This is a genomic window from Amycolatopsis sp. NPDC058278 (assembly GCF_042881395.1).
Classification (GTDB): Bacteria; Actinomycetota; Actinomycetes; order Mycobacteriales; family Pseudonocardiaceae; genus Amycolatopsis.
Map to the genome: position 1 here is coordinate 1 of NZ_JBHVXZ010000015.1, position 18,394 is coordinate 18,394.

22 protein-coding genes are annotated in these 18,394 nt (G+C 69.5%); 18 read left to right on the forward strand and 4 right to left on the reverse strand.

Annotation, left to right across the window (positions count from 1 at the left end):
• Nucleotides 1–2: 2 nt before the first annotated feature.
• Nucleotides 3–704: a hypothetical protein gene (locus tag ACFVYA_RS10120; protein ID WP_387044250.1), complete on the reverse strand. Its 702-nt coding sequence runs from the start codon at nt 702–704 to the stop codon at nt 3–5.
• A gap of 286 nt (nt 705–990) precedes the next feature.
• Between ACFVYA_RS10120 and ACFVYA_RS10125 the strand changes: the two genes are divergently transcribed.
• The 15 genes from ACFVYA_RS10125 to ACFVYA_RS10195 all read left to right on the forward strand — a co-directional run bounded on the left by ACFVYA_RS10125 (nt 991) and on the right by ACFVYA_RS10195 (nt 12,643).
• Nucleotides 991–1,482 (forward strand): CarD family transcriptional regulator, encoded by a 492-nt coding sequence (locus tag ACFVYA_RS10125; protein WP_004559016.1) that lies wholly within the window; start codon nt 991–993, stop codon nt 1,480–1,482.
• Nucleotides 1,483–1,535: 53 nt separating this feature from the next.
• A complete protein-coding gene (locus ACFVYA_RS10130; protein ID WP_387044253.1) occupies nt 1,536–2,150 on the forward strand; it encodes a 2-C-methyl-D-erythritol 4-phosphate cytidylyltransferase in 615 nt (204 codons plus the stop codon).
• Nucleotides 2,147–2,614: a 2-C-methyl-D-erythritol 2,4-cyclodiphosphate synthase gene (ispF, locus tag ACFVYA_RS10135; protein WP_285986912.1), complete on the forward strand. Its 468-nt coding sequence runs from the start codon at nt 2,147–2,149 to the stop codon at nt 2,612–2,614. Before ACFVYA_RS10130 ends, ispF begins: the two co-directional genes overlap by 4 nt.
• A gap of 60 nt (nt 2,615–2,674) precedes the next feature.
• Nucleotides 2,675–3,070: a PPOX class F420-dependent oxidoreductase gene (locus ACFVYA_RS10140; protein WP_387044255.1), complete on the forward strand. Its 396-nt coding sequence runs from the start codon at nt 2,675–2,677 to the stop codon at nt 3,068–3,070.
• A gap of 10 nt (nt 3,071–3,080) precedes the next feature.
• On the forward strand, nt 3,081–3,476 hold the full coding sequence (locus ACFVYA_RS10145) for a PPOX class F420-dependent oxidoreductase (RefSeq protein WP_387044257.1): 396 nt from the start codon (nt 3,081–3,083) through the stop codon (nt 3,474–3,476).
• 56 nt (nt 3,477–3,532) lie between these two features.
• Entirely contained in the window at nt 3,533–4,219 is a 687-nt protein-coding gene (locus ACFVYA_RS10150) for an HAD family hydrolase (protein ID WP_387044259.1), read from the forward strand.
• A gap of 43 nt (nt 4,220–4,262) precedes the next feature.
• Nucleotides 4,263–5,651, forward strand: a complete 1,389-nt coding sequence (gene cysS / locus ACFVYA_RS10155) for a cysteine--tRNA ligase (RefSeq protein WP_285986916.1) — start codon at nt 4,263–4,265, stop codon at nt 5,649–5,651.
• 29 nt (nt 5,652–5,680) lie between these two features.
• Nucleotides 5,681–6,637, forward strand: coding sequence for a 23S rRNA (guanosine(2251)-2'-O)-methyltransferase RlmB (gene rlmB, locus ACFVYA_RS10160; protein WP_285986917.1), 957 nt, complete (start codon nt 5,681–5,683; stop codon nt 6,635–6,637).
• Between the two features lie 52 nt (nt 6,638–6,689).
• Nucleotides 6,690–8,123 (forward strand): MBOAT family protein, encoded by a 1,434-nt coding sequence (locus tag ACFVYA_RS10165; RefSeq protein ID WP_285986918.1) that lies wholly within the window; start codon nt 6,690–6,692, stop codon nt 8,121–8,123.
• Nucleotides 8,124–8,390: 267 nt separating this feature from the next.
• On the forward strand, nt 8,391–8,753 hold the full coding sequence (locus ACFVYA_RS10170; RefSeq protein ID WP_387044262.1) for a hypothetical protein: 363 nt from the start codon (nt 8,391–8,393) through the stop codon (nt 8,751–8,753).
• A 64-nt stretch (nt 8,754–8,817) separates the two neighbouring features.
• On the forward strand, nt 8,818–9,423 hold the full coding sequence (locus ACFVYA_RS10175) for a histidine phosphatase family protein (protein ID WP_387044264.1): 606 nt from the start codon (nt 8,818–8,820) through the stop codon (nt 9,421–9,423).
• A gap of 73 nt (nt 9,424–9,496) precedes the next feature.
• A complete protein-coding gene (locus ACFVYA_RS10180; RefSeq protein WP_387044266.1) occupies nt 9,497–10,078 on the forward strand; it encodes a transglutaminase domain-containing protein in 582 nt (193 codons plus the stop codon).
• A gap of 183 nt (nt 10,079–10,261) precedes the next feature.
• On the forward strand, nt 10,262–11,275 hold the full coding sequence (locus ACFVYA_RS10185) for a hypothetical protein (RefSeq protein WP_285986922.1): 1,014 nt from the start codon (nt 10,262–10,264) through the stop codon (nt 11,273–11,275).
• A 2-nt stretch (nt 11,276–11,277) separates the two neighbouring features.
• Nucleotides 11,278–11,916, forward strand: a complete 639-nt coding sequence (locus ACFVYA_RS10190) for a hypothetical protein (RefSeq protein ID WP_285986923.1) — start codon at nt 11,278–11,280, stop codon at nt 11,914–11,916.
• A 73-nt stretch (nt 11,917–11,989) separates the two neighbouring features.
• Complete coding sequence (locus tag ACFVYA_RS10195; protein WP_387044269.1) at nt 11,990–12,643, forward strand: HD family phosphohydrolase; 654 nt, start codon at nt 11,990–11,992, stop codon at nt 12,641–12,643.
• On the opposite strand, the gene ACFVYA_RS10200 is transcribed toward ACFVYA_RS10195, so the two are convergent.
• Together ACFVYA_RS10200 and ACFVYA_RS10205 are read right to left on the reverse strand one after the other, a co-directional pair.
• Complete coding sequence (locus tag ACFVYA_RS10200) at nt 12,640–13,290, reverse strand: class II aldolase/adducin family protein (protein ID WP_285986925.1); 651 nt, start codon at nt 13,288–13,290, stop codon at nt 12,640–12,642. The two genes, ACFVYA_RS10195 and ACFVYA_RS10200, sit on opposite strands and share 4 nt — an antisense overlap.
• Before the next feature lie 185 nt (nt 13,291–13,475).
• Complete coding sequence (locus ACFVYA_RS10205; protein WP_387044271.1) at nt 13,476–14,393, reverse strand: hypothetical protein; 918 nt, start codon at nt 14,391–14,393, stop codon at nt 13,476–13,478.
• 169 nt (nt 14,394–14,562) lie between these two features.
• Between ACFVYA_RS10205 and ACFVYA_RS10210 the strand changes: the two genes are divergently transcribed.
• The 3 genes from ACFVYA_RS10210 (at nt 14,563) to ACFVYA_RS10220 (ending at nt 17,511) form a co-directional block, all read left to right on the forward strand.
• Nucleotides 14,563–15,732 carry a DUF445 family protein gene (locus tag ACFVYA_RS10210; protein ID WP_285993992.1) on the forward strand — a complete coding sequence of 390 codons (1,170 nt, stop codon included), beginning with the start codon at nt 14,563–14,565 and terminating at the stop codon, nt 15,730–15,732.
• Between the two features lie 40 nt (nt 15,733–15,772).
• Complete coding sequence (locus ACFVYA_RS10215) at nt 15,773–16,981, forward strand: DUF445 domain-containing protein (RefSeq protein ID WP_285986927.1); 1,209 nt, start codon at nt 15,773–15,775, stop codon at nt 16,979–16,981.
• A 95-nt stretch (nt 16,982–17,076) separates the two neighbouring features.
• A complete protein-coding gene (locus ACFVYA_RS10220; RefSeq protein ID WP_387044273.1) occupies nt 17,077–17,511 on the forward strand; it encodes a hypothetical protein in 435 nt (144 codons plus the stop codon).
• A gap of 1 nt (nt 17,512) precedes the next feature.
• Here the strand turns inward: ACFVYA_RS10220 and ACFVYA_RS10225 are convergent, their stop codons facing one another.
• Entirely contained in the window at nt 17,513–18,394 is an 882-nt protein-coding gene (locus ACFVYA_RS10225; protein ID WP_285986929.1) for a metal ABC transporter permease, read from the reverse strand.

Genomic DNA, 18,394 nt, shown 5'->3' on the forward strand with positions numbered 1-18,394 from the left:
ACCTACTCCTTGACGTGCGCCGGCGCCGCGACCGGCAGCTCGACCGTGACCGGTCCGGCGTTCTTGAAGACGAAGGTGACCTTGATGACCTGGCCGGGCCAGAGCGGCTGCTTCAGCGCGGGTAGCGTCACGGTGGCCTGGCCGACCTTCTCCGGCGCGGTCGGCGTCGCGGCCGGACCGGACGACGGGACCTCGGAAGTGGCCGTGGCGGTGAGGTTGCCCGGGCTGTTGGAGGCCGAGCTGCTGCCGGTCGGCGTGCCGCCCGACGTCGGCGTGCCCGGGGACGAGGACGGCGCTGACGGCGCGCCCGAGGACGTGGGCTGCACCTCGTTCGTGGACTCGGCGGCGTCGTCCGGGCCGATCACCAGCGAGTGCATGGCGACGACGGTCTTGGATCCCTCGATCGTGGCCTGGGTGCCGTCTTCGGTGGTCACCGAGACGAGCGAGTCGTCCTGCGCGCCCCGGTTGACGATCGTCAGGGTCAGCGCCGGCGTCGCGCCGGCCGCGTAGCCCGGGCCCGAGGTCGGGTACTGGACCGCGGCGTTGCGCAGGTCGAGGGTCTTGACCTGGGCGTGCGTACCGTTGACCGCGGGCTGCTGCGAGTCGGTCTGGGTGATCTGGCCGGCCCCGCACCCGGCGAGCGCGAGCGCGGCACCGAGCGCCAGCACGCCCGCACCGAGCACGCGACGATTCTGCAGCCTCACGTCGCAGTCCTTCCCTTTTCACGGCCTCGTCGCCCCGAAGACTAGCCGGGGTCGATCTCCGCCGCGGAACGGGTGTGCGTTGCCGGGACACGGCGACCAAGATCAACCGTCCACAAAGGAATTACCGGCCTGTGACGAAACGCTTCCCCGCTACCTGCGTGAGCACGGGGGTCCGACGTTTGTCAACCCCCGGCCAGGCCGCTGACCTGCGAGGACGAGTCCGGCCCGCTAGGTGGGCACTGGCGGCCCGTGCTAGGATGGAGTCAGCGAAAGGGGCAGAGGACACATGGTTTTCAAGGTCGGAGAGACCGTCGTCTACCCGCACCACGGTGCCGCACTCATCGAAGCCATCGAGACCCGCGTGATCAAGGGCGAGGAAAAGAAGTACCTCGTCCTCAAAGTCGCGCAAGGGGATCTCACGGTTCGCGTGCCCGCTGACAACGCCGAGATCGTAGGCGTGCGCGATGTCGTCGGGCAAGAAGGACTGGACAAGGTCTTCGACGTTCTGCGTGCTCCGCACACCGAGGAGCCCACCAACTGGTCTCGTCGGTACAAGGCCAACCTCGAGAAGCTCGCCTCCGGCGATGTGAACAAGGTGGCCGAAGTGGTGCGCGACCTCTGGCGGCGAGAGAAGGACCGCGGACTTTCAGCCGGTGAGAAGCGCATGCTGGCGAAGGCGCGGCAAATTCTGGTCAGCGAGCTCGCGCTCGCGGAGGGCACCGACGAGGACAAGGCTGAGGTCCTCCTCGACGAAGTTCTGGAAACCGCGACGGTCTAGCCCGGGGCCATCCCGCTCGACGGGCGAGCGGGTGCCTCTACGATCGCGTACCGATGAACGTCGTCGCGATCGTGACCGTCGCACATCATGCCTCCGACGGAGAGTCAGCTCTCACGCCGGTCCATGGTGAGCCGCTACTCACGCACACCGTGCGGGGGCTGCTCGACGTACCGGAGATCGATCTGGTGCTCGTGGCGGCCCCCCAGCGGTGTGCTTCGTCGTTTTCCGAGGCCGTTCGCGGCCTCGGCTGCCGGGTCATCCCCGGCTCGCTCCCGGAGGCCTTCGCCGCCGTCGAGCCCGAACTCGCCCGTGATTCAGTTGTACTCCTCCACGATGCGCTGCGGGCCTTCATTCCTGCGCAAACGGTGAGTGACGTCATCAGCACGGTCCGTGGCGGCGCTCCGGTCGTGGTCCCGGTGCTGCCGATGGCCGACACGGTGAAGGTGACCGACGCGGCGTCCCTGATCGTCGGCACGGAGGACCGGACGCGGCTGCGCACCCTCCAGACGCCGGTGGGTTACGCGCTCGCGGCGTTCCGGCCGGACCTCGCGCCCGCCGGCGCGGCGACGGTCCCCGGCCACCCGGACGCGATGCGCGTCACCAGCGAGTTCGAACTGTCCCTGGCCGAGGCGATCGCGGCGGCACCGAAGAACGAGGAGACGCTGTGAGGATCGGCAACGGGGTCGACGTCCACCCGGTCGAACCGGGCCGCGAGTGCTGGATGGCGGGCCTGTCGTGGCCGGACGCGGACGGCTGCGCGGGCCACTCCGACGGCGACGTCGCAGCTCACGCGTTGTGTGACGCCCTGCTGTCGGCAGCGGGCCTCGGCGACCTGGGCGCGGTGTTCGGCACGGGCGACCCCCGGATGGACGGCGCGCACGGCACCGACATGCTGGCCGAGGTCCGGGCGCTGATCGAGGCGGCGGGCTGGCGGGTGGGGAACGCCACGGTCCAGATCGTGGGCAACGCCCCGCGGGTCGGGAAGCGGCGCGAAGAGGCGCAGAAGGTGCTGTCGGAGGCGGTGGGCGGCCCGGTGAGCGTGTCCGGAACCACATCCGACGGCCTGGGGCTGACGGGGCGCGGCGAAGGCATCGCGGCCTTCGCGACGGCGTTGCTGCTCGCGGCGGACTAGGGCCGCCGTCCCGAGCACCGGGAGCGGAATAGGCCCCCGCCTGCGCCGGTTCGGCGTGATATGTCCCTCACTCTCCCGGAGGCCGTCCGCGCGCTGGTCGACGGCCGGAACTTCGCCACCGTCGCCACCCTCGATCCCGACGGGAGCCCCCAGACCTCCGTCGTCTGGGTCGGCCTCGACGACGGCGATCTCGTCTTCAGCGCGACCGAGGACCGCCGGAAGGTCCGCAACCTGCGGCGCGACCCCCGCATCAGCGTCTCGATCACCGACGCGGAGAACCCGTACCGGCACACGCAGCTGCGCGGCACCGTGACGATCACCCCCGACCCGGGCAAGACGCTCCCCCGGGCCCTGAGCCACAAGTACCTCGCCCAGGACCCGCCGCCCGAGGACGCCGACGTCCAGCGGGTGATCGTGCGCCTCGAAGCCGAGAAAATCGCCGGCAACGTGAAATAGGGTCCAGACCATGGGTGTGACTTTCAACGAGGCCACCAAGGCCCTCTTCGACGGCAAGAACTTCCCGGTGGTCGCCACCATCAACGCCGACGGCTCGGTGCAGACCTCGGTGGTCTGGGCCAAGCGGGACGGCGACGCCGTCCTCTTCGCGACCGTCCGCGGGCGTCTCAAGGAGCGGAACATGCAGCGCGACCCGCGGATCTCGCTGACGGTCTTCGACCTCGAGGACCCGCTCAAGTACGTCGAGGTCCGCGGCCGCGCCGAGATCACCGAGGAGGGCGGCCGGGAGCTCATCAACGAGCTCTCGCACAAGTACGACGGCAAGGACTTCCGCACCGAACCGCCGGAGGTCGTCCGCGTGGTCGTGCGCGTGGTTCCCGACAAGATCACCGGCTACGCCGCGTGACGTGACGCGGGTCGCGGGCGCCGCTCGAGCGCCCGCCTCCTCGCTAGGCTGGACCCATGACGATCAGGGCGGTGTTGTTCGACTTCTCCGGCACGCTGTTCCGGCTCGAGCAGGACGAGTCCTGGCTCACCGAACTGACGAACCACGACGGCGAGCCGCTCGACATCGAGGCGCAGGCCGAGCTGATGCGCCGGATGACCGCACCGGTCGGGCAGGTCGTCGAGCTCGACGCCGAGCACGTGCACGCCTGGCAGCACCGCGACCGCGACCCGGAGCTGCACCGGAAGGTCTACCTCGCGGTGCTCAAGAAGTCCGGCGTCCCGCACTTCGACCAGGCCGAAGCGCTCTACAACCGGCTGATCGATCCCAGCCAGTGGACGCCGTACCCGGACACCGAGGCCGCGCTGAAGGCGGCCGCCGAGCGCGGGCTGAAGGTCGGCGTGCTGAGCAACATCGCCTTCGACATCCGGCCCGCGTTCACCGCCCGCGGGTGGGACGCCTACGTCGACGAGTTCGTGCTGTCCTTCGAGGTCGGCGCGGTCAAGCCCGAGCTGGAGATCTTCCGCAAGGCCGTCGAGGGACTCGGTGTGCCGGCCACCGAGACGCTGATGGTCGGCGACAGCGAGGAGGCCGACGGCGGCGCCCGCGCCCTGGGCTGCGAGTTCGCGCTGGTCGACCCGCTGCCGACCGCCGACCGGCCGGACGCCCTGCTCACGGCGTTGCGCGGCTTCGGCGTGGCTTGAGGGCCAGAGACGTCGCTCACGCCCGACCCCGTACCCTTCGAGGGTGGCCCTTCACCTTTTCGACACAGCGACCCGGAGCGTACGGGAGTTCCACCCCGTCCGTAGCGGAACGGCGTCGATCTACGTGTGTGGTGCCACCGTCCAGGGCGTTCCGCACATCGGGCACGTCCGCGGCGTCCTGAACTACGACGTCCTGCGCCGCTGGCTCGTCCACAGTGGACTGGACGTGCTGCTGGTCCGCAACGTCACCGACATCGACGACAAGATCCTGACCAAGGCCGCCGAGCACGAGCGGCCCTGGTGGGAGTGGGGTGCGACGCACGAGCGCGCCTTCGAGGAAGCGTACGAGCAGCTGGGCTGCCTGCCGCCGTCGATCAACCCGCGCGCGACCGGGCACGTCACCCAGATGGTCGAGCTGATGGAACGCCTCATCGAGAGCGGCCACGGCTACGTCGCGGACGGCGACGTCTACTTCTCGGTGAAGTCGTTCGACGACTACGGCAAGCTCTCCGGCCAGGTCCTCGAAGACGTCCAGCAGGGCGAGACGCCGACCCGCGGCAAGCGCGACCCGCGCGACTTCACCATGTGGAAGAGCGCGAAGCCGGGCGAGCCGTCGTGGCCGACGCCGTGGGGGCAGGGGCGGCCGGGCTGGCACCTCGAGTGCTCGGCGATGGCGACGGCGTACCTCGGCGCGGAGTTCGACATCCACGGCGGCGGCATCGACCTGGTCTTCCCGCACCACGAGAACGAGCGCGCCCAGTCCAACGCGGCGGGCGACGCGTTCGCGCGGTACTGGCTGCACAACGCCTGGGTGACCATGTCGGGCGAGAAGATGTCGAAGTCGCTCGGCAACACCGTGTCGATCCCCGCGATGCTGGACCGCTACCGGGCCCCGGAGCTGCGGTACTACCTGGTCCAGCCGCACTACCGCTCGACCATCGAGTACTCCGACGCCGCGGTCTCCGAGGCCGCGCAGGGCTACCGGCGGATCGAGACGTTCCTGCGCCGCGCCGCGCAGTCGGGCGACGTGCCGGTCGGCACGGTCCCCGAGGCGTTCGCGAACGCGCTCGACGACGACCTCGCCACCCCGCAGGCGTTCGCCGTGGTCCACACCACGGTGCGGGACGGTAACGCCGCCCTCGACGCGGGCGACACCTCCAAGGCACTCGAATTCGCCGCGGCCGTCCGCGCGATGACCGACGTGCTCGGCCTCGACCCGCTGTCCGCGCGCTGGTCCGAGGCGGGCGGTTCCGAAACCCCCACCAAAGAAGCGCTGTCCCGGATCGTCGAAGGGCTGCTGGCCGAGCGCCAGCAGGCCCGGGCCGAGAAGGACTTCGCCCGCGCGGACGCCGCCCGTGACCGCCTCCAGCAGGCGGGCATCGTGGTGGAGGACACCCCCAACGGTCCTCAGTGGACTGTGAAGTCCGACTGAACCGGCTTTCTACGCAAGGAACTTTCACCATGGCAGGCAATTCGCGGCGCCAGGGCGCGATCCGCAAGACGGGTACCAAGAAGGGTGCCGTCGTCGGCTCGGGCGGTCAGCGCCGCAAGGCCCTCGAAGGCAAGGGCCCGACCCCGAAGGCGGAGGACCGTCCCGGGCACAAGGCGTACCGGCAGAACAACGCCCAGGCGAAGCGCGACCAGGCGCGGCAGAAGAAGGCCGACAAGCCGGAGCTCATCGCCGGGCGCAACCCGGTGGTCGAGGCGCTGCGCGCGGGCGTCCCGGCGACCGCGCTGTACGTCGCGCTGAACATCGAGATCGACGACCGCGTGAACGACGCCGTCCGGCTGGCCGGCGACAAGGGCATCTCGATCCTGGAGATCCCGCGCGAAGAGCTGGACCGCAAGACCAACCGGGCCGTGCACCAGGGCCTGGGCCTGCAGGTCCCGCCGTTCGAGTACGCACACCCGGACGACCTGATGGCGGCGGCGCGCAACTCGGGCGAGGTCCCGCTGTTCGTCGCGCTCGACGGCGTCACCGACCCCCGCAACCTGGGCGCGGTGATCCGCTCGGCGGCCGCGTTCGGCGCGCACGGCGTGCTGCTGCCGGAGCGGCGCAGCGCGGGCATGACGGCGGTGGCGTGGCGGACGAGCGCGGGCACGGCGGCGAAGCTGCCGATCGCGGTGGCGACGAACCTGACGCGGCAGCTCAAGACGTGGGCGAACGACGGCCTGATGCTGGTGGGCCTGGACGCCGACGGTTCGGTGGACATCGACGAGCTGGAGCTGGCGGCCGACCCGCTGGTCATCGTGCTGGGCTCGGAGGGCCGCGGGCTGTCCCGCCTGGTGCGGGAAACGTGTGACGCGACGGTGTCGATCCCGATGGCCGCGGGCGTGGAATCCCTCAACGCCTCCGTGGCGGCGGGGGTCCTGCTCGCGGAGGTGGCGCGGCGCCGCCGTGCCGCCGGGCGCGTCTGACACCGCCACCCAGTCGGGTTAAGGTCACCGTCGGATAGACCGAGGGGACCCGATGTCGTTCGTTTCGCCACTCTTCCTGTGGTACTTCATGCCGGCGGTACTCATCGCCGTGCTGGTGCTCCCGCGGAGCTGGCGAAACGGCATCATCGCGGTCGCCAGCCTGCTGTTCTACACGATCGGCGCCGGCGGGTTCGTGTTCCTGCTGCTCGGCTGCATGGTCGTCAACTTCCTGGCCGGACCGCTCCTGGCCCCGAGCCCTTGGGACGTCCACGGCCTCCGAAGGCGCCGGATCCTCATCGCGGTGGTGTCGCTGGACGTCGCGGTGCTGCTGATCTGGAAGTACGCGGGTTTCGCGACCCAGCAGATCGCGGCGGTGGCCCACTGGTTCGGCGGCAGCGTGCCGGTGGCGAGCCTGGTGGTCCCGATCGGCATCTCGTTCTACACGTTCCACCACATCTCGTACGTGGTGGACATCTACCGCGGCGAGCGCCAAGCCCTGCGCAACCCGGTGTCGTTCGCGGCGTACATCGCGATGTTCCCGCAGCTGGTGGCGGGCCCGATCGTGCGGTTCCGGGAGATCGCCGACCAGCTCCCCCAGCTGCGGTCGCACCGCCTGGACGACATCGCGGCGGGCTTCCCCCGGTTCGCACTGGGCCTGTGCAAGAAGACGATCATCGCGGACTCACTGGGCCCGTTGGTCGACGCGTGTTTCAAGGTCCCCTCGGACCAGATGACGTTCGCCACGGCCTGGCTGGGCGCGATCGGCTACACCCTCCAGCTGTTCTTCGACTTCTCGGGTTATTCGGACATGGCCATCGGCCTCGGCCGCATGCTGGGCTTCCGGCTGCCGGAGAACTTCGCGAGGCCGTACTCCTCGGTGACGATCACGGAGTTCTGGCGCCGCTGGCACATGAGCTTGAGCCGCTGGTTCCGCGACTACGTGTACATCCCCCTGGGCGGCAACCGCCACGGAGCGGCGAAGACGTACCGCAACCTCTGCATAGTGTTCGTCCTGACGGGCTTCTGGCACGGAGCCCAGTGGACGTTCCTGGTGTGGGGTTGCTACCACGGAGCCCTCCTGGTGATCGAGCGCCGCTTCGGCCTGGACTTGGACCCGTCGACCCCGTGGAAGCGTTACCTCCGCAGGGCCCTGACGATGCTGCTGGTGGTGATCGGCTGGGTGTTCTTCCGCTCCCCGGACCTGGGCCACGCACTGTCAATGCTCGGCCACATGCTGATCCCCGACTTCGAAGGCCTCGGAACGGGAGTGGAGCAGGCCTTCACCAACCAGCGCCTGGTGTTGCTGCTGGCCGCACTGGCAGTGTTCGCACTGCCGGCCCACCCGGTGACGGGACCGCTCCTGGAGTCATCCCGAAGCCGCCCGGCAACGGCCTTGCGCATCGGAGTGATGACGGTGGGCCTGCTGTACGCGGCAATCCTGATCGCAACGGGAACATTCAGCCCGTTCTTGTACTACCAGTTCTAACGCCGCCCCCCGGCCACACCCCACCCCGGGCCACACCCCCGCCCCCTCGGCCACACCCCCCCTGCCGAACCGATACGCAGCCGCCTCAGCGGCCGCCAGGCCGGGTCAAGGCACGCTTTCCCGCCTTGACGCGGTCTGGCGGCCGCTGAACAATCCGGCGTTCGGGTCGGTGGGGAACCGCTGACAGACGGCCGAATTGGCAGCATGATCAGAGCCGCCCAATCCCGACCAGCCGCCCGATCCCGACCAACCGAGAGCCCCCGAGAAGTGACCAACCCGAACGAGCTGTTCAAGACCCCCGGCGTGATCCCGTACGTGGACAACCACAACGGCCCCCGCCGCCTCCTCACCGTGGAAATCCCCCACCTGGGCCACACCGTCCGCGCCTACGCGCCGATTGCGAGCATCGACGGCCGCCAATACGTCGTCTCCTGGGGCTCGGTCTCGTTCGAAATCCCGGCCGACCGCAACGTCCACGTGAGCGTCCACCTCCACACGAACAGCGGCCACGAGCACACGATCACCCCGTTCGCCTCGATCGTCCTCTCGCCCCACCCGGCACCGATGCGCCTGGTCACCCAGTTCGTCCCGAGCCAGGGCCCCGAAGGCGCGCTCGTCCCCGTCGTCTGAGGAAGCCCCCTTCAGTATGCGCAACCCGCTCACCCGAACGGCCCAAGCGTGAAACCCTGGGCCCGTGCTGACCACGCGGTACCTCTTCCTCACCCGTCACGGTGAAGCGGGACCGGACGGAAGGCTCACCGAAGCCGGCCGGCGTCAAGCCGTTCTGCTCGGACGCCGCCTCCGCGACGTCCCGGTCACCTCGATCCACCACGGGCCCCTGCCGCGCGCCGCACAGACCGCCCACCTCGTCGCCGGTCAGCTCCCGGGCGTTCCCCTCCACGTCGACAAAGCGGCCGGCGACTTCGTCCCGTACGCGCCGAAGCGCGAGGAACTCCCGGAGACCTCCGGCGATCTCCTGCTCGCCTTCGCCCGCCAATTCCCGCCCGCCGACGAAGAACTGGCCGCCGAAGCCGAACGCCGGTTCAGCGGCCCCGTGCCGGGAAGTGAGCCGCGGTACGAAGTCCTCGTCACGCACAACTTCCTCGTCGGCTGGCTCATCCGCGCGTCACAGGACGCACCGCCGTGGCGCTGGCTCACCCTCACCCACGCCAACGCCGGCCTGACCGTCATCCGGTACTCCCCGGGACGCCCCGCCGCGCTGCTGACCTACAACGACCTGAGCCACCTCCCCGCCGAACTGCGCTGGACCGGCTTCCCACCCGACTTCTACGTTCCGTAATCGGCAACTGCGGAGTGTGGTCACGCCGGAAAATGGCTCTCGCCCGAATGGCCGCACCTGTCAGGATGCGCGGATGAATCCCGCGCCAACGCCCACCTCCGATCGGCTGAGCGACTACCTCGCCGCCGACGCCGTCGTCGACCACGAGCACCCGTCGATCCGCGCGCTGGCCGACGCTCTGCGTCCCGGCGGCGACGATCCCGCCGAGGCCGCCGAAGCCGCCTTCCTCTTCGTCCGGGACGAGGTCGAGCACGTCATGGACGCGGCCGACCCGCGGGTCACCTGGCGAGCGTCGGACGTCCTGCGCGAGCGCGTCGGGATCTGCCACGCCAAGGCGCACCTGCTCGCTGCTTTGCTGCGGGCACAAGGGATTCCGGCCGGTTTCTGCTACCAGGAGCTCTCCGTGCTGCACGGGCTGAATGCCGTGTACCTGCACGGGAAGTGGTCGCGGCTCGACGCCCGCGGCAACCGCACGGGCGCCGGCGGCGAGTTTTCGCTCGACGCGGAAAAACTGGCCTGGCCGGTCGACCTCGCCCGCGGTGAACGCGATCACCCGGAGATCCACCCGGCGCCCGCCCCGGTCGTGGTGGATTTCCTGATGACCGTCGAACCGGGCCCCGGCTGGTACGAAAAGGGGCTTCCACGCACGCTTTGATCATGGTTTTTCCCGTTTTTCGGAAAACCGGCCCACTCGGTAAATTATTGCCGAGAGTGACGTCTGTCCGTCAGCCTTGTCCCCCGAACTTCTTATTTCGCACACCTCGGGAGGCGCGTAAAGTGACTCCCCGCGCTCGAACAGACACTTTACGCATACGTCCGTTCGGGTGGTTCGAGGGAGGTGAAGCACGTGGCCGCGGCTGGCGGACGCCTCCGCCGTACCCCACTGCAAGAGATCTTCTGGACCAGGACGAGCCTGCTCCTCACGGTGCTCGTCGTGGTCGCCGGCCTGAGCCTGTGGATCGCCGGCCTGATGGACCCCGGCACCGGGAAGAACCTGGTGACGTCGCTGGGCACCGGCACCCTGATCTCCGCGATCGTCGGGTTCGGCCAGACACTGATCACCGCCAGCGCGTCGCAGAAGGCACTCGTCACACCGGTGATCGAGGAAAGCCGGCGCGCGCTGGAGGACCTGAGCGCCGAATACCGCGCGCTCAACAAGGAGTTCTTCCCCACCGACGTCTTCGAGGCGACGACCGATCCCGACCCGGCGTTCAACCGCGCGCTGATGGCCGACCTCGACGCGACCCGGCAGTACTTCTTCCGCGGCTTCTCCGGGCGGCACGCCGCCGCCCGCCTGCTGCTTTCGCGCACCGAACGGGAACTGCGGGCGGTCATCGCCGATCCGCGCGACGCGAGCTCGATCAGCGGGCGCGCCCGGTACCTGCTGCGCCGCGAGGCGGCCGACGTCGACTACGAACGGATCCAGACCCGGCTCGACGAAGAGATCCGGATCGGGCTCGTCGGCCTCTTCCTGGCGCGCAGCCGCTGCGCGTCGGTCGACATCACCGTGGTCGCCGACCCGCCGCTGGACCGGCTCGAGATGTTCGACGACAGCGTGTGGGTGTCGCTCTACAGCGACGTCCGCGGCGCCACGAAGCTGTACCCGCGGTCCCTGCGGTTCACCGAAGGTTCCTTCCTCTACAACATGGAACGCGCCGAATTCGTGCGCGTCTCGCAGTCCCGGACCGGCCGCCACTTCCGCATCACGTCCGCGACGACGCGGACGGATTTCCTGGCGCTGTTCGAGAAGATCACCGGATCCCCGTTGTCCGAGGAGCAGTTCCGCGAGCTGGAGGGCAAGTTCCACGCCTTCCGCGCGGAGTTCTCCGCAGTCGCCGAGCTAGGGAGCTGACCTTGCTCACCCGCCTGTCCCCCCTTTCCGAACTGGCCACCCGCCTGCGCACGGCCAGGTTCCCGCTCGCCGCGGACTGGCGCGCGGTCGACGGCTGGTTCCGGCCGTGGGCCGCCCAGGCCGGGCTGCGGGACGAGCTGCGCACGCAGCTTCGCGCGCTGTCCGCCGCGCAGGCCACCAAGGTCCTGCGCTCGTCCCGGGAAACGACCACCCACTTCGCCTGGTGCCTGCTCGATTCGCCGTCCGACCCGTTCTCCTTCTGGCTGCACGAATACAAGGCGCAGCGGGACTGGCGGGAGGGGTACGCGGATTCCGTGCACAACCACAGGTACCACTTCTGCACCACGATCCTCCGTGGTGACTACCTGCACGAAAGGTACGAGACGACGATCGACGCCGGCACCGGGTTGATCACGTCCGCGCGGTTGCGCCGCCGGACGCGGTGCACGGCCGGCGCGTGCGCCACCATGCTGGCCGACGAATTCCACCGGATCCCCGAAGCGGCCACCGGAACGATGACTTTCCTCGTGAAATCACGCCCGGTGAGCAGTTTCAGCTTGTCTTTCGACCCAGCCGGCGGAATCGGTCATCGTCACGTTCCGGTAGAGGTCCGATTGGGGGAATTGGCCGACCGCATCTAGCTACACACCGGCGTCAGCGGCGCTTACCATTACTCCACCCGTCTGAACACCACGGCCGGGATGGGAGAGGTGTATGCGCACGCAGGAAAGCACGATCGACCACGCGATCGTCGGCACCGTCGAAGAAAGGGTCCACCGGCTCTGCCGGCAGTACGCCGACCGGCTGCCATTCCACGGCTGGCACCACGTGAGTTTCGTCCGCGCGAAGGCGGCCGGGTTCGCCCGGCACAACGGCGCCGACGAAGCGGTGGTGGAAGTGGCCGCGCTGGTGCACGACGTCAACTACCTGGTGCTCCGGAACTCGCCCGCCGCGGCGGGCCGGAGCCTGCGGCTGGAAATCCTCGCCGAATGCGGCGTCCTGCCGCGGATCGCGCGGTGGATCGACGAGATCGTCGACGAAGCGGAAATGGCCACCCGCGGCCGGGACATTTCCCTGGAAGCGCAGGCGCTGAGCGACGCGGACACGTTGTTCAAGGCACTGCCGGTGACGCCGGTGGTGCTGGCGCACCGGTACCTGCGCGAGAACGGCCTGAGCCTGCGCGAACTGGCGCACAAGATCGTCGGCGAGCAGTGCGACGTCCACGACGAGGGCTACTACTTCTACAACCCGGAGGCGGCGGCCACGTACTCCCGCTGGGCGACGGCGAACCTGCAGCTGTGGCAGTGCATCAAGGAGGCGGTCGACGACCCGACGGTGGCGGAGCTGCTGGACGCGGTCGCTTCCTAGCCCTGCCCGTAGCCCCGCAGCCGTTCGACGACGTTGGCGACCTCGGGCGGCGGCAGCAGGCTGGGCCGGCCGGCGCTCTGCGCGAGCAGCCACACGCGGCAGGCCCATTCGAGCTGCTGGGCGCGGTGGTAGGCGGCCTCGAGGCCGTCGCCGTAGGTGAGGGTGCCGTGGTTGGCCATCAGGCACCCGCGGCGCCCTTCGAGCGCCTCGAGCACGGCGGCCGCGAGCTCCGGCGTGCCGTAGGTGGCGTAGCGCGCGACGCGCACCGAGGGACCGATGGTGGCGACGATGTAGTGGATCGGCGGAACCTCACGCACGAGCGTCGAGACGGCGGTGGCGTGCGGCGAGTGCGTGTGCACGACGGCCGTGACGGGCTCACCGTCCGGGTCACGAACGTCCCAGTACACGGACAGGTGCATCGGCAGTTCACTGGTCGGCCTGAGCGAACCATCGACAACCTGCCCCCCGAGATCGACGACGGCGATGTCGCCGGGAGTCAGGCTCGAGTAGGCAACCCCGGTGGGCGTGACGGCGACGAGATCACCGGCCCGCAGGGAGACGTTGCCGGAGGTACCGACGACCAGGCCATCACCGACCATCCGGCGCGCATAAGCGCACACGGCGGCCCGCTCGGTCTCGAGGATCATGCGCAGGTCCCGTCTCGTGGGTGATCAGCAGCTGAGCTGAACACTGCCAGCCACCCACGAGCTTCGGCCACCACCACACACGCCCCCACCCTCTCCGGGGGGCGTCCCAAGTCCAGTCTATCGGCCCTGGCCTGCAAAAACGTCCACTGCCGAAATCTGTGGACAACCCAAGCCGATGTGGATAACTAAGCCTTCGCCGGAGCCGCGGGAGGGGCAGCGGCAGGCCCGGCAGCAGCCGCCGCCGATGGCTTCGGAGCAGGCGCAGGCTTCCGGTCCCCGTTCGCGGCAGGCGCGTCCTCCGCCGGGACCAGCAGCCGCATCGCTTCCTTCACCGCCACGTCCGTGGCCGCGATGCGCTCGGCCACCTTCGCCCGCAAGTCCAGCGCCAGCTTGCGGTTCTGGTCCGCCGTGGCCTGCTGGGCCTTGGCCGAGGCCAGCGCCGCCTCCGTCTCCTGCTTCTTGCGGGCGAACTCCTCCTCGAAGTCCTTCTTCCGGCGCGCCAGCTCCTCCGCGGCCTTCCGGTCCGCTTCCTCGCGCAACGCAGCCGCCGCTGCCTCGGCCGCCGCGTCCGCTTCCTTGCGGGCTCGCTCGGCCGCCGCTGACTGCTCGACCCTCTTCGCGCCCGCCGCCGCGTTCAGCTTCTCGATCTCGGCCTTCGCCTCCGACCGCAGCCGGGCGCGCTCCTCCTCGGCGTCCTTCGCCAGCTTGTCGGCCGTGCGGCGGGTCTCGTGCGCGTACTTGTCCGCCTGGTCGCGGGTCGAGGCCGCGTCCGCCTCCGCGGCCGAGCGGAGGTCCGCGATCTCCTCCTCGGCGAGCTGCATCATCATCCGGACGCGCTCGGCCATCGCGCCCGCCCCGGACGGGCTCGAGCTCATCCTGGCCAGGGCGGCCTTCGTCTCGGCCAGCTCCTTCTGCGCGTACGCGAGGGCCTTCGTCAGGTCCGAGGACGTCGCGACGGCGTCGTCGCGGTTGCGGGACGTCTCGCGAAGCTCCTTGGTCAGCTCGGCGAGACGGGCGTCGACCTGGCGCTGGTTGTAGCCGCGGACACCCACGGCGAACTGGGCAGTCTTGGGAGCGGAGTGGGGCTTCTCAGGCGCGACCATCGGGCCACCTTAATGAGCAAGGGTCCTTCGATGCGTACCGCCAAACGGATGCATCACGAATATTGGAACCCCCGGTAACGCATGGCATCCTGAATCGCCGACCGAACGCGAGGAGACCACTTTGGACATACTCGCGGACATCGGCGCGCACTGGCCCGGCTACGCGACCATGCCGCTCATCGCCGCGCTGATCGGCTACCTGACCAAGCGCGTCGCCATCGAAATGATGTTCCGGCCCCTGGAGTTCGCCGGCGTCGGACCCTTCGGCTGGCAGGGCGTCATCCCGGCGAACGCGCGGCGGATGGCCACCACGGCCGTCGACCTGCTGACCCGCAACCTCGTCGACCCGCAGGAGATCTTCGCCCGGCTCGACCCGGAAGAAATGGTCAAAGAGCTCGAACCGCCCCTGCTGAAGGCCGTCGAAGAGGTCACGCGCGAGGTCATGGAGACCTACCAGCCGCGGTTTTGGGAACTGCTGCCGGCGCGGGCGCAGCGGCTGCTCGTCGACCAGGTCCGCGCGCAGGCACCGGCCGTCGTCAAGCGGCTGCTGCGGGAGGTCTCGGCCAACGTCGACGACGTCCTCGACGTCAACGACATGCTGATCAACGCCATGGTCCGCGACAAATCGCTGACCTGCCGGCTGATCCGCGAGGTCGCCGCGCCCGAGTTCCGGTTCATCGCGCGCTCGGGGATCTGGTTCGGGTTCGTGATCGGGCTCGTCCAGTTGGCCGCCTGGGCGTTGACGAAAGAGCCGCTCATCATGCCGGTCTTCGGTTTCGTCACGGGCTTCGTCACGGACTGGCTCGCCCTCAAGATGATCTTCTACCCGCGCACGCCCCGCGGGTTCGGCGTCTTCCGCTGGCAGGGCATGTTCCAGAAGCGCCGCCAGGAGGTCGCCGCCGACTACGGTGCGCTGATCGCCGACGAGGTGCTCACCGTGCGGAACGTGATGGAGGCCGTGCTCACCGGGCCGCGTGCCGACAAGCTGTTCGCCATGGTCACCCGCGAGGTCCAGCGCACGATCGACGCCCAGGCGAGCATCGCCAAGCCGCTGGTCGCGCTGACCATCGGCGGCCGGCAGTACCAGGAGATGAAGCGCGCGGCCGCCGCCAAAGCGATCGAGTTCCTCCCCGAAACGGTGAAACACGTCGAGAGCTACGCCACCGGCGCACTCGACGTCCGGAACACGATCGTCACGAAGATGCAGCAGCTGACCCCGCTCGAGTTCGAGGGCATCCTGCGGCCGGCCTTCAAGCAGGACGAGTGGAAGCTCATCGCCGTCGGCGCGGTCATCGGCGGCCTGGTGGGGGAACTGCAGGTGCTCCTCCTGCTCGGGTAGCCGGTACGGTTTCGATCTCGGGATCGCGAGGGAGGCCGGAATGGACGCTGTCCTGCACGACCTCGCCCTGCACTGGCCGCTGTACGCCGCGATGCCGTTCATCGCCGCGCTGATCGGGTACGTCACCAAGCGCGTCGCCATCGAGATGATGTTCCGGCCGCTGGAGTTCGTCGGCATCCCGCCGCTGCTCGGCTGGCAGGGCGTCGTCCCGAAGCACGGCGGGCGGATGGCCGCGGTCGCGACCGAGCTGCTGACGGCGAACCTGCTGGACCTCAAAGAGGTCCTGGGCCGGATCGACCCGGTGATCATCACCAGCGAGCTGGAACAGCCACTGCTGCGCGCGGTCGACCACACCGCGCGCGAGGTACTGGCCGAGCACCACCCGCGGCTGTGGGAGGTCCTGCCGACGCTGGCGCAGGAGCTGCTGATCAAGCAGGTCCAGGCGTCGGCGCCGCGGCTGGTGCGGGAGTTCCTCGACGACGTCCGCGAGAACCTCGACGAGGTGCTCGACGTCCAGCACATGACGGTCCAGCGGCTGACCCGGGACAAGAAGCTGCTGGTGCGGCTGATCCGCGAGACGTCCCGCCCGGAGATGGCGTTCATCGCGCGGATGGGCATCTACTTCGGGTTCGGGCTGGGTCTCGTGCAGACGATCGTGTGGGCGTTCACGCGCGAGCCGTGGGTGCTGCCGATCTTCGGCGGGGTCATCGGGCTGTGCACCGACTGGCTGGCGATCAAGCTGATCTTCGTCCCCCGCGAGCCGGTGCGCGTGGGCCGGGTGATCTTCCAGGGCAAGTTCCAGCGCCGGCGGGCCGAGGTGGCGCGGCAGTACGGCGAGCTGATCGCGAACGAGGTCCTGACGGTCCAGAACCTGCTGGACGCGATCCTGCGCGGCCCCCGCGCCGACCGGCTGGCCGCGCGGGTGGAGCACCTGGTGTCGGAAGCGGTCGACGCGCAGATGCCCCTGGCCTGGACGGTGGGCGGCACGCGCCTGCGCGAGATGAAGCAGGCGGCGGCCCGGAAGGCGCTGGAGCAGCTGCCGGACACCGCCCGCTACGCGGAGGGGTACCTCACCGAGGCGATGGACGTCGCGAAGGTGATCGAGCAGCGGATGCTGGCGTTGACGCCGCTGGAGTTCGAGGGCCTGCTGCGGCCGGCGTTCCGGCAGGACGAGTGGAAGCTCATCGCCGTCGGCGGGGTGATCGGGTTCGTGGTCGGGGAGCTGCAGGTCCTGCTGATGCTGGGCTGATCGGGTGCTTGTCGCGGTGCGGCTAAACCCGGCACCGGCTCTCGCAGTGTCGTGATCGGCCACCCGGCCGACCAAGGCAACCACGAGGGAAACTCATGAAACGGTTCGTCACCGCAGTCGTTCTTTCGCTCGCCGGCCTGTTCGCGGGCGCCGGCGTCGCGTCCGCCGACGTCATCGTGGCTCCGGGCCAGTTCGGGCACGTGTGCAGCAGCTACAAGTACGCATCGGGCAACTCGGCGCTGTACTGGCAGTCCTGCGCCTGGGCCGACAACAACGAGGTGTACTTCACCGTCGCCCTCGGCAACGCCACCGGCTCCGACTGGACTCCGTCCAGGATCAACGTCGGCTACTACAAGTCCGGCAGCTACGTCTTCTGCGGCTACTTCACGAACTTCACCATCTCCGCCCATTCGGTCAGGCAGACGCCGAGCAACGCGTGCGTCCTGTCCCGGAGCCGGGCCGCCTACCAGTCCGTCGGTTACCCCAACGGGGGCGACGCCGCGATCAGCGACACGCTGCAGGTGCAGTAGCTCACGCCGCCGCGACGAGGTCCGGGGCCGGGTCGACCGCCCGGACCTTCGTCCGGCGATCGCGCTGCCAGGCCAGGACCCGGCACACCACGTAGATCAAGAACGAGATCGCCGTCACGAACGCGCTCACCGGCAGCCCGGGGGCCAGCGACAGCACGATCCCGCCGATCGCCGACACCTCGGCGAAGACCACCGACAGCACCGTCGCCTTCCACGGCGACGCCGTCACGCGGGCCGCGGCCGCGGCGGGCGTCACCATCAGGGCCACCACCAGCAGCGAGCCGACCACCTTCACGCTCAGCGCCGTCGAGACGCCCACCAGCAGCGCGAACACCACCGTCAGCGTCTTCACCGGGACCCCGCGCGCCACGGCCACGTTCCGGTCCACCGAAGCGAACAGCAGCGGCCGGTACACCAGCGCCAGCACCGCCAGCACCACCACCGACGACACCACGAACAACGTCAGGTTCGTGGAGTCGATCGTGATGATCTGGCCGGTCAGGATCCCGAACTTGTTCCCCTGCCGTCCTTTGTAGAGCGCCAGGAACAGCACGCCCAGCCCCAGCCCGAAGGACAGGATCACGCCGATCACCGAGTCGCGGTCGGCGTCACGCGCGCCGAGGATGCCCAGCAGCAGGGCCGCCACCACCGCGCCGATGAGGGCGCCGTACTCGACGCCGATCCCGAGCAGCAGGGCCGCCGCGCCGCCGGTGAACGCCAGCTCGGACGTCCCGTGCACCGCGAACGACATCCGCCGCATCACGATCAGCGGGCCCAGCACGCCGGCCACCAGGCCGAGGATCGCCGCCGCCAGCAGCGCCGTCTGGACGCCGTCGAGCTCGGTGATCAGCTCCCAGGTCTTGCCGAAGTCGAACAGATCCAA

Excerpts from the sequence above, each read along its gene's own strand:
- ACFVYA_RS10200 (WP_285986925.1), bottom strand. The coding sequence starts at position 13,290 with ATGATCCTCGAGACCGAGCGGGCCGCCGTGTGCGCTTATGCGCGCCGG.
- ACFVYA_RS10165 (WP_285986918.1), top strand. The coding sequence starts at position 6,690 with ATGTCGTTCGTTTCGCCACTCTTCCTGTGGTACTTCATGCCGGCGGTA.
- ACFVYA_RS10130 (WP_387044253.1), top strand. The coding sequence starts at position 1,536 with ATGAACGTCGTCGCGATCGTGACCGTCGCACATCATGCCTCCGACGGA.
- rlmB (WP_285986917.1), top strand. The coding sequence starts at position 5,681 with ATGGCAGGCAATTCGCGGCGCCAGGGCGCGATCCGCAAGACGGGTACC.
- ACFVYA_RS10180 (WP_387044266.1), top strand. The coding sequence starts at position 9,497 with ATGAATCCCGCGCCAACGCCCACCTCCGATCGGCTGAGCGACTACCTC.
- ACFVYA_RS10215 (WP_285986927.1), top strand. The coding sequence starts at position 15,773 with ATGGACGCTGTCCTGCACGACCTCGCCCTGCACTGGCCGCTGTACGCC.
- ACFVYA_RS10220 (WP_387044273.1), top strand. The coding sequence starts at position 17,077 with ATGAAACGGTTCGTCACCGCAGTCGTTCTTTCGCTCGCCGGCCTGTTC.
- ACFVYA_RS10145 (WP_387044257.1), top strand. The coding sequence starts at position 3,081 with ATGGGTGTGACTTTCAACGAGGCCACCAAGGCCCTCTTCGACGGCAAG.
- ACFVYA_RS10205 (WP_387044271.1), bottom strand. The coding sequence starts at position 14,393 with ATGGTCGCGCCTGAGAAGCCCCACTCCGCTCCCAAGACTGCCCAGTTC.
- ACFVYA_RS10150 (WP_387044259.1), top strand. The coding sequence starts at position 3,533 with ATGACGATCAGGGCGGTGTTGTTCGACTTCTCCGGCACGCTGTTCCGG.
- ACFVYA_RS10195 (WP_387044269.1), top strand. The coding sequence starts at position 11,990 with ATGCGCACGCAGGAAAGCACGATCGACCACGCGATCGTCGGCACCGTC.
- ACFVYA_RS10140 (WP_387044255.1), top strand. The coding sequence starts at position 2,675 with ATGTCCCTCACTCTCCCGGAGGCCGTCCGCGCGCTGGTCGACGGCCGG.
- ACFVYA_RS10125 (WP_004559016.1), top strand. The coding sequence starts at position 991 with ATGGTTTTCAAGGTCGGAGAGACCGTCGTCTACCCGCACCACGGTGCC.
- ACFVYA_RS10210 (WP_285993992.1), top strand. The coding sequence starts at position 14,563 with ATGCCGCTCATCGCCGCGCTGATCGGCTACCTGACCAAGCGCGTCGCC.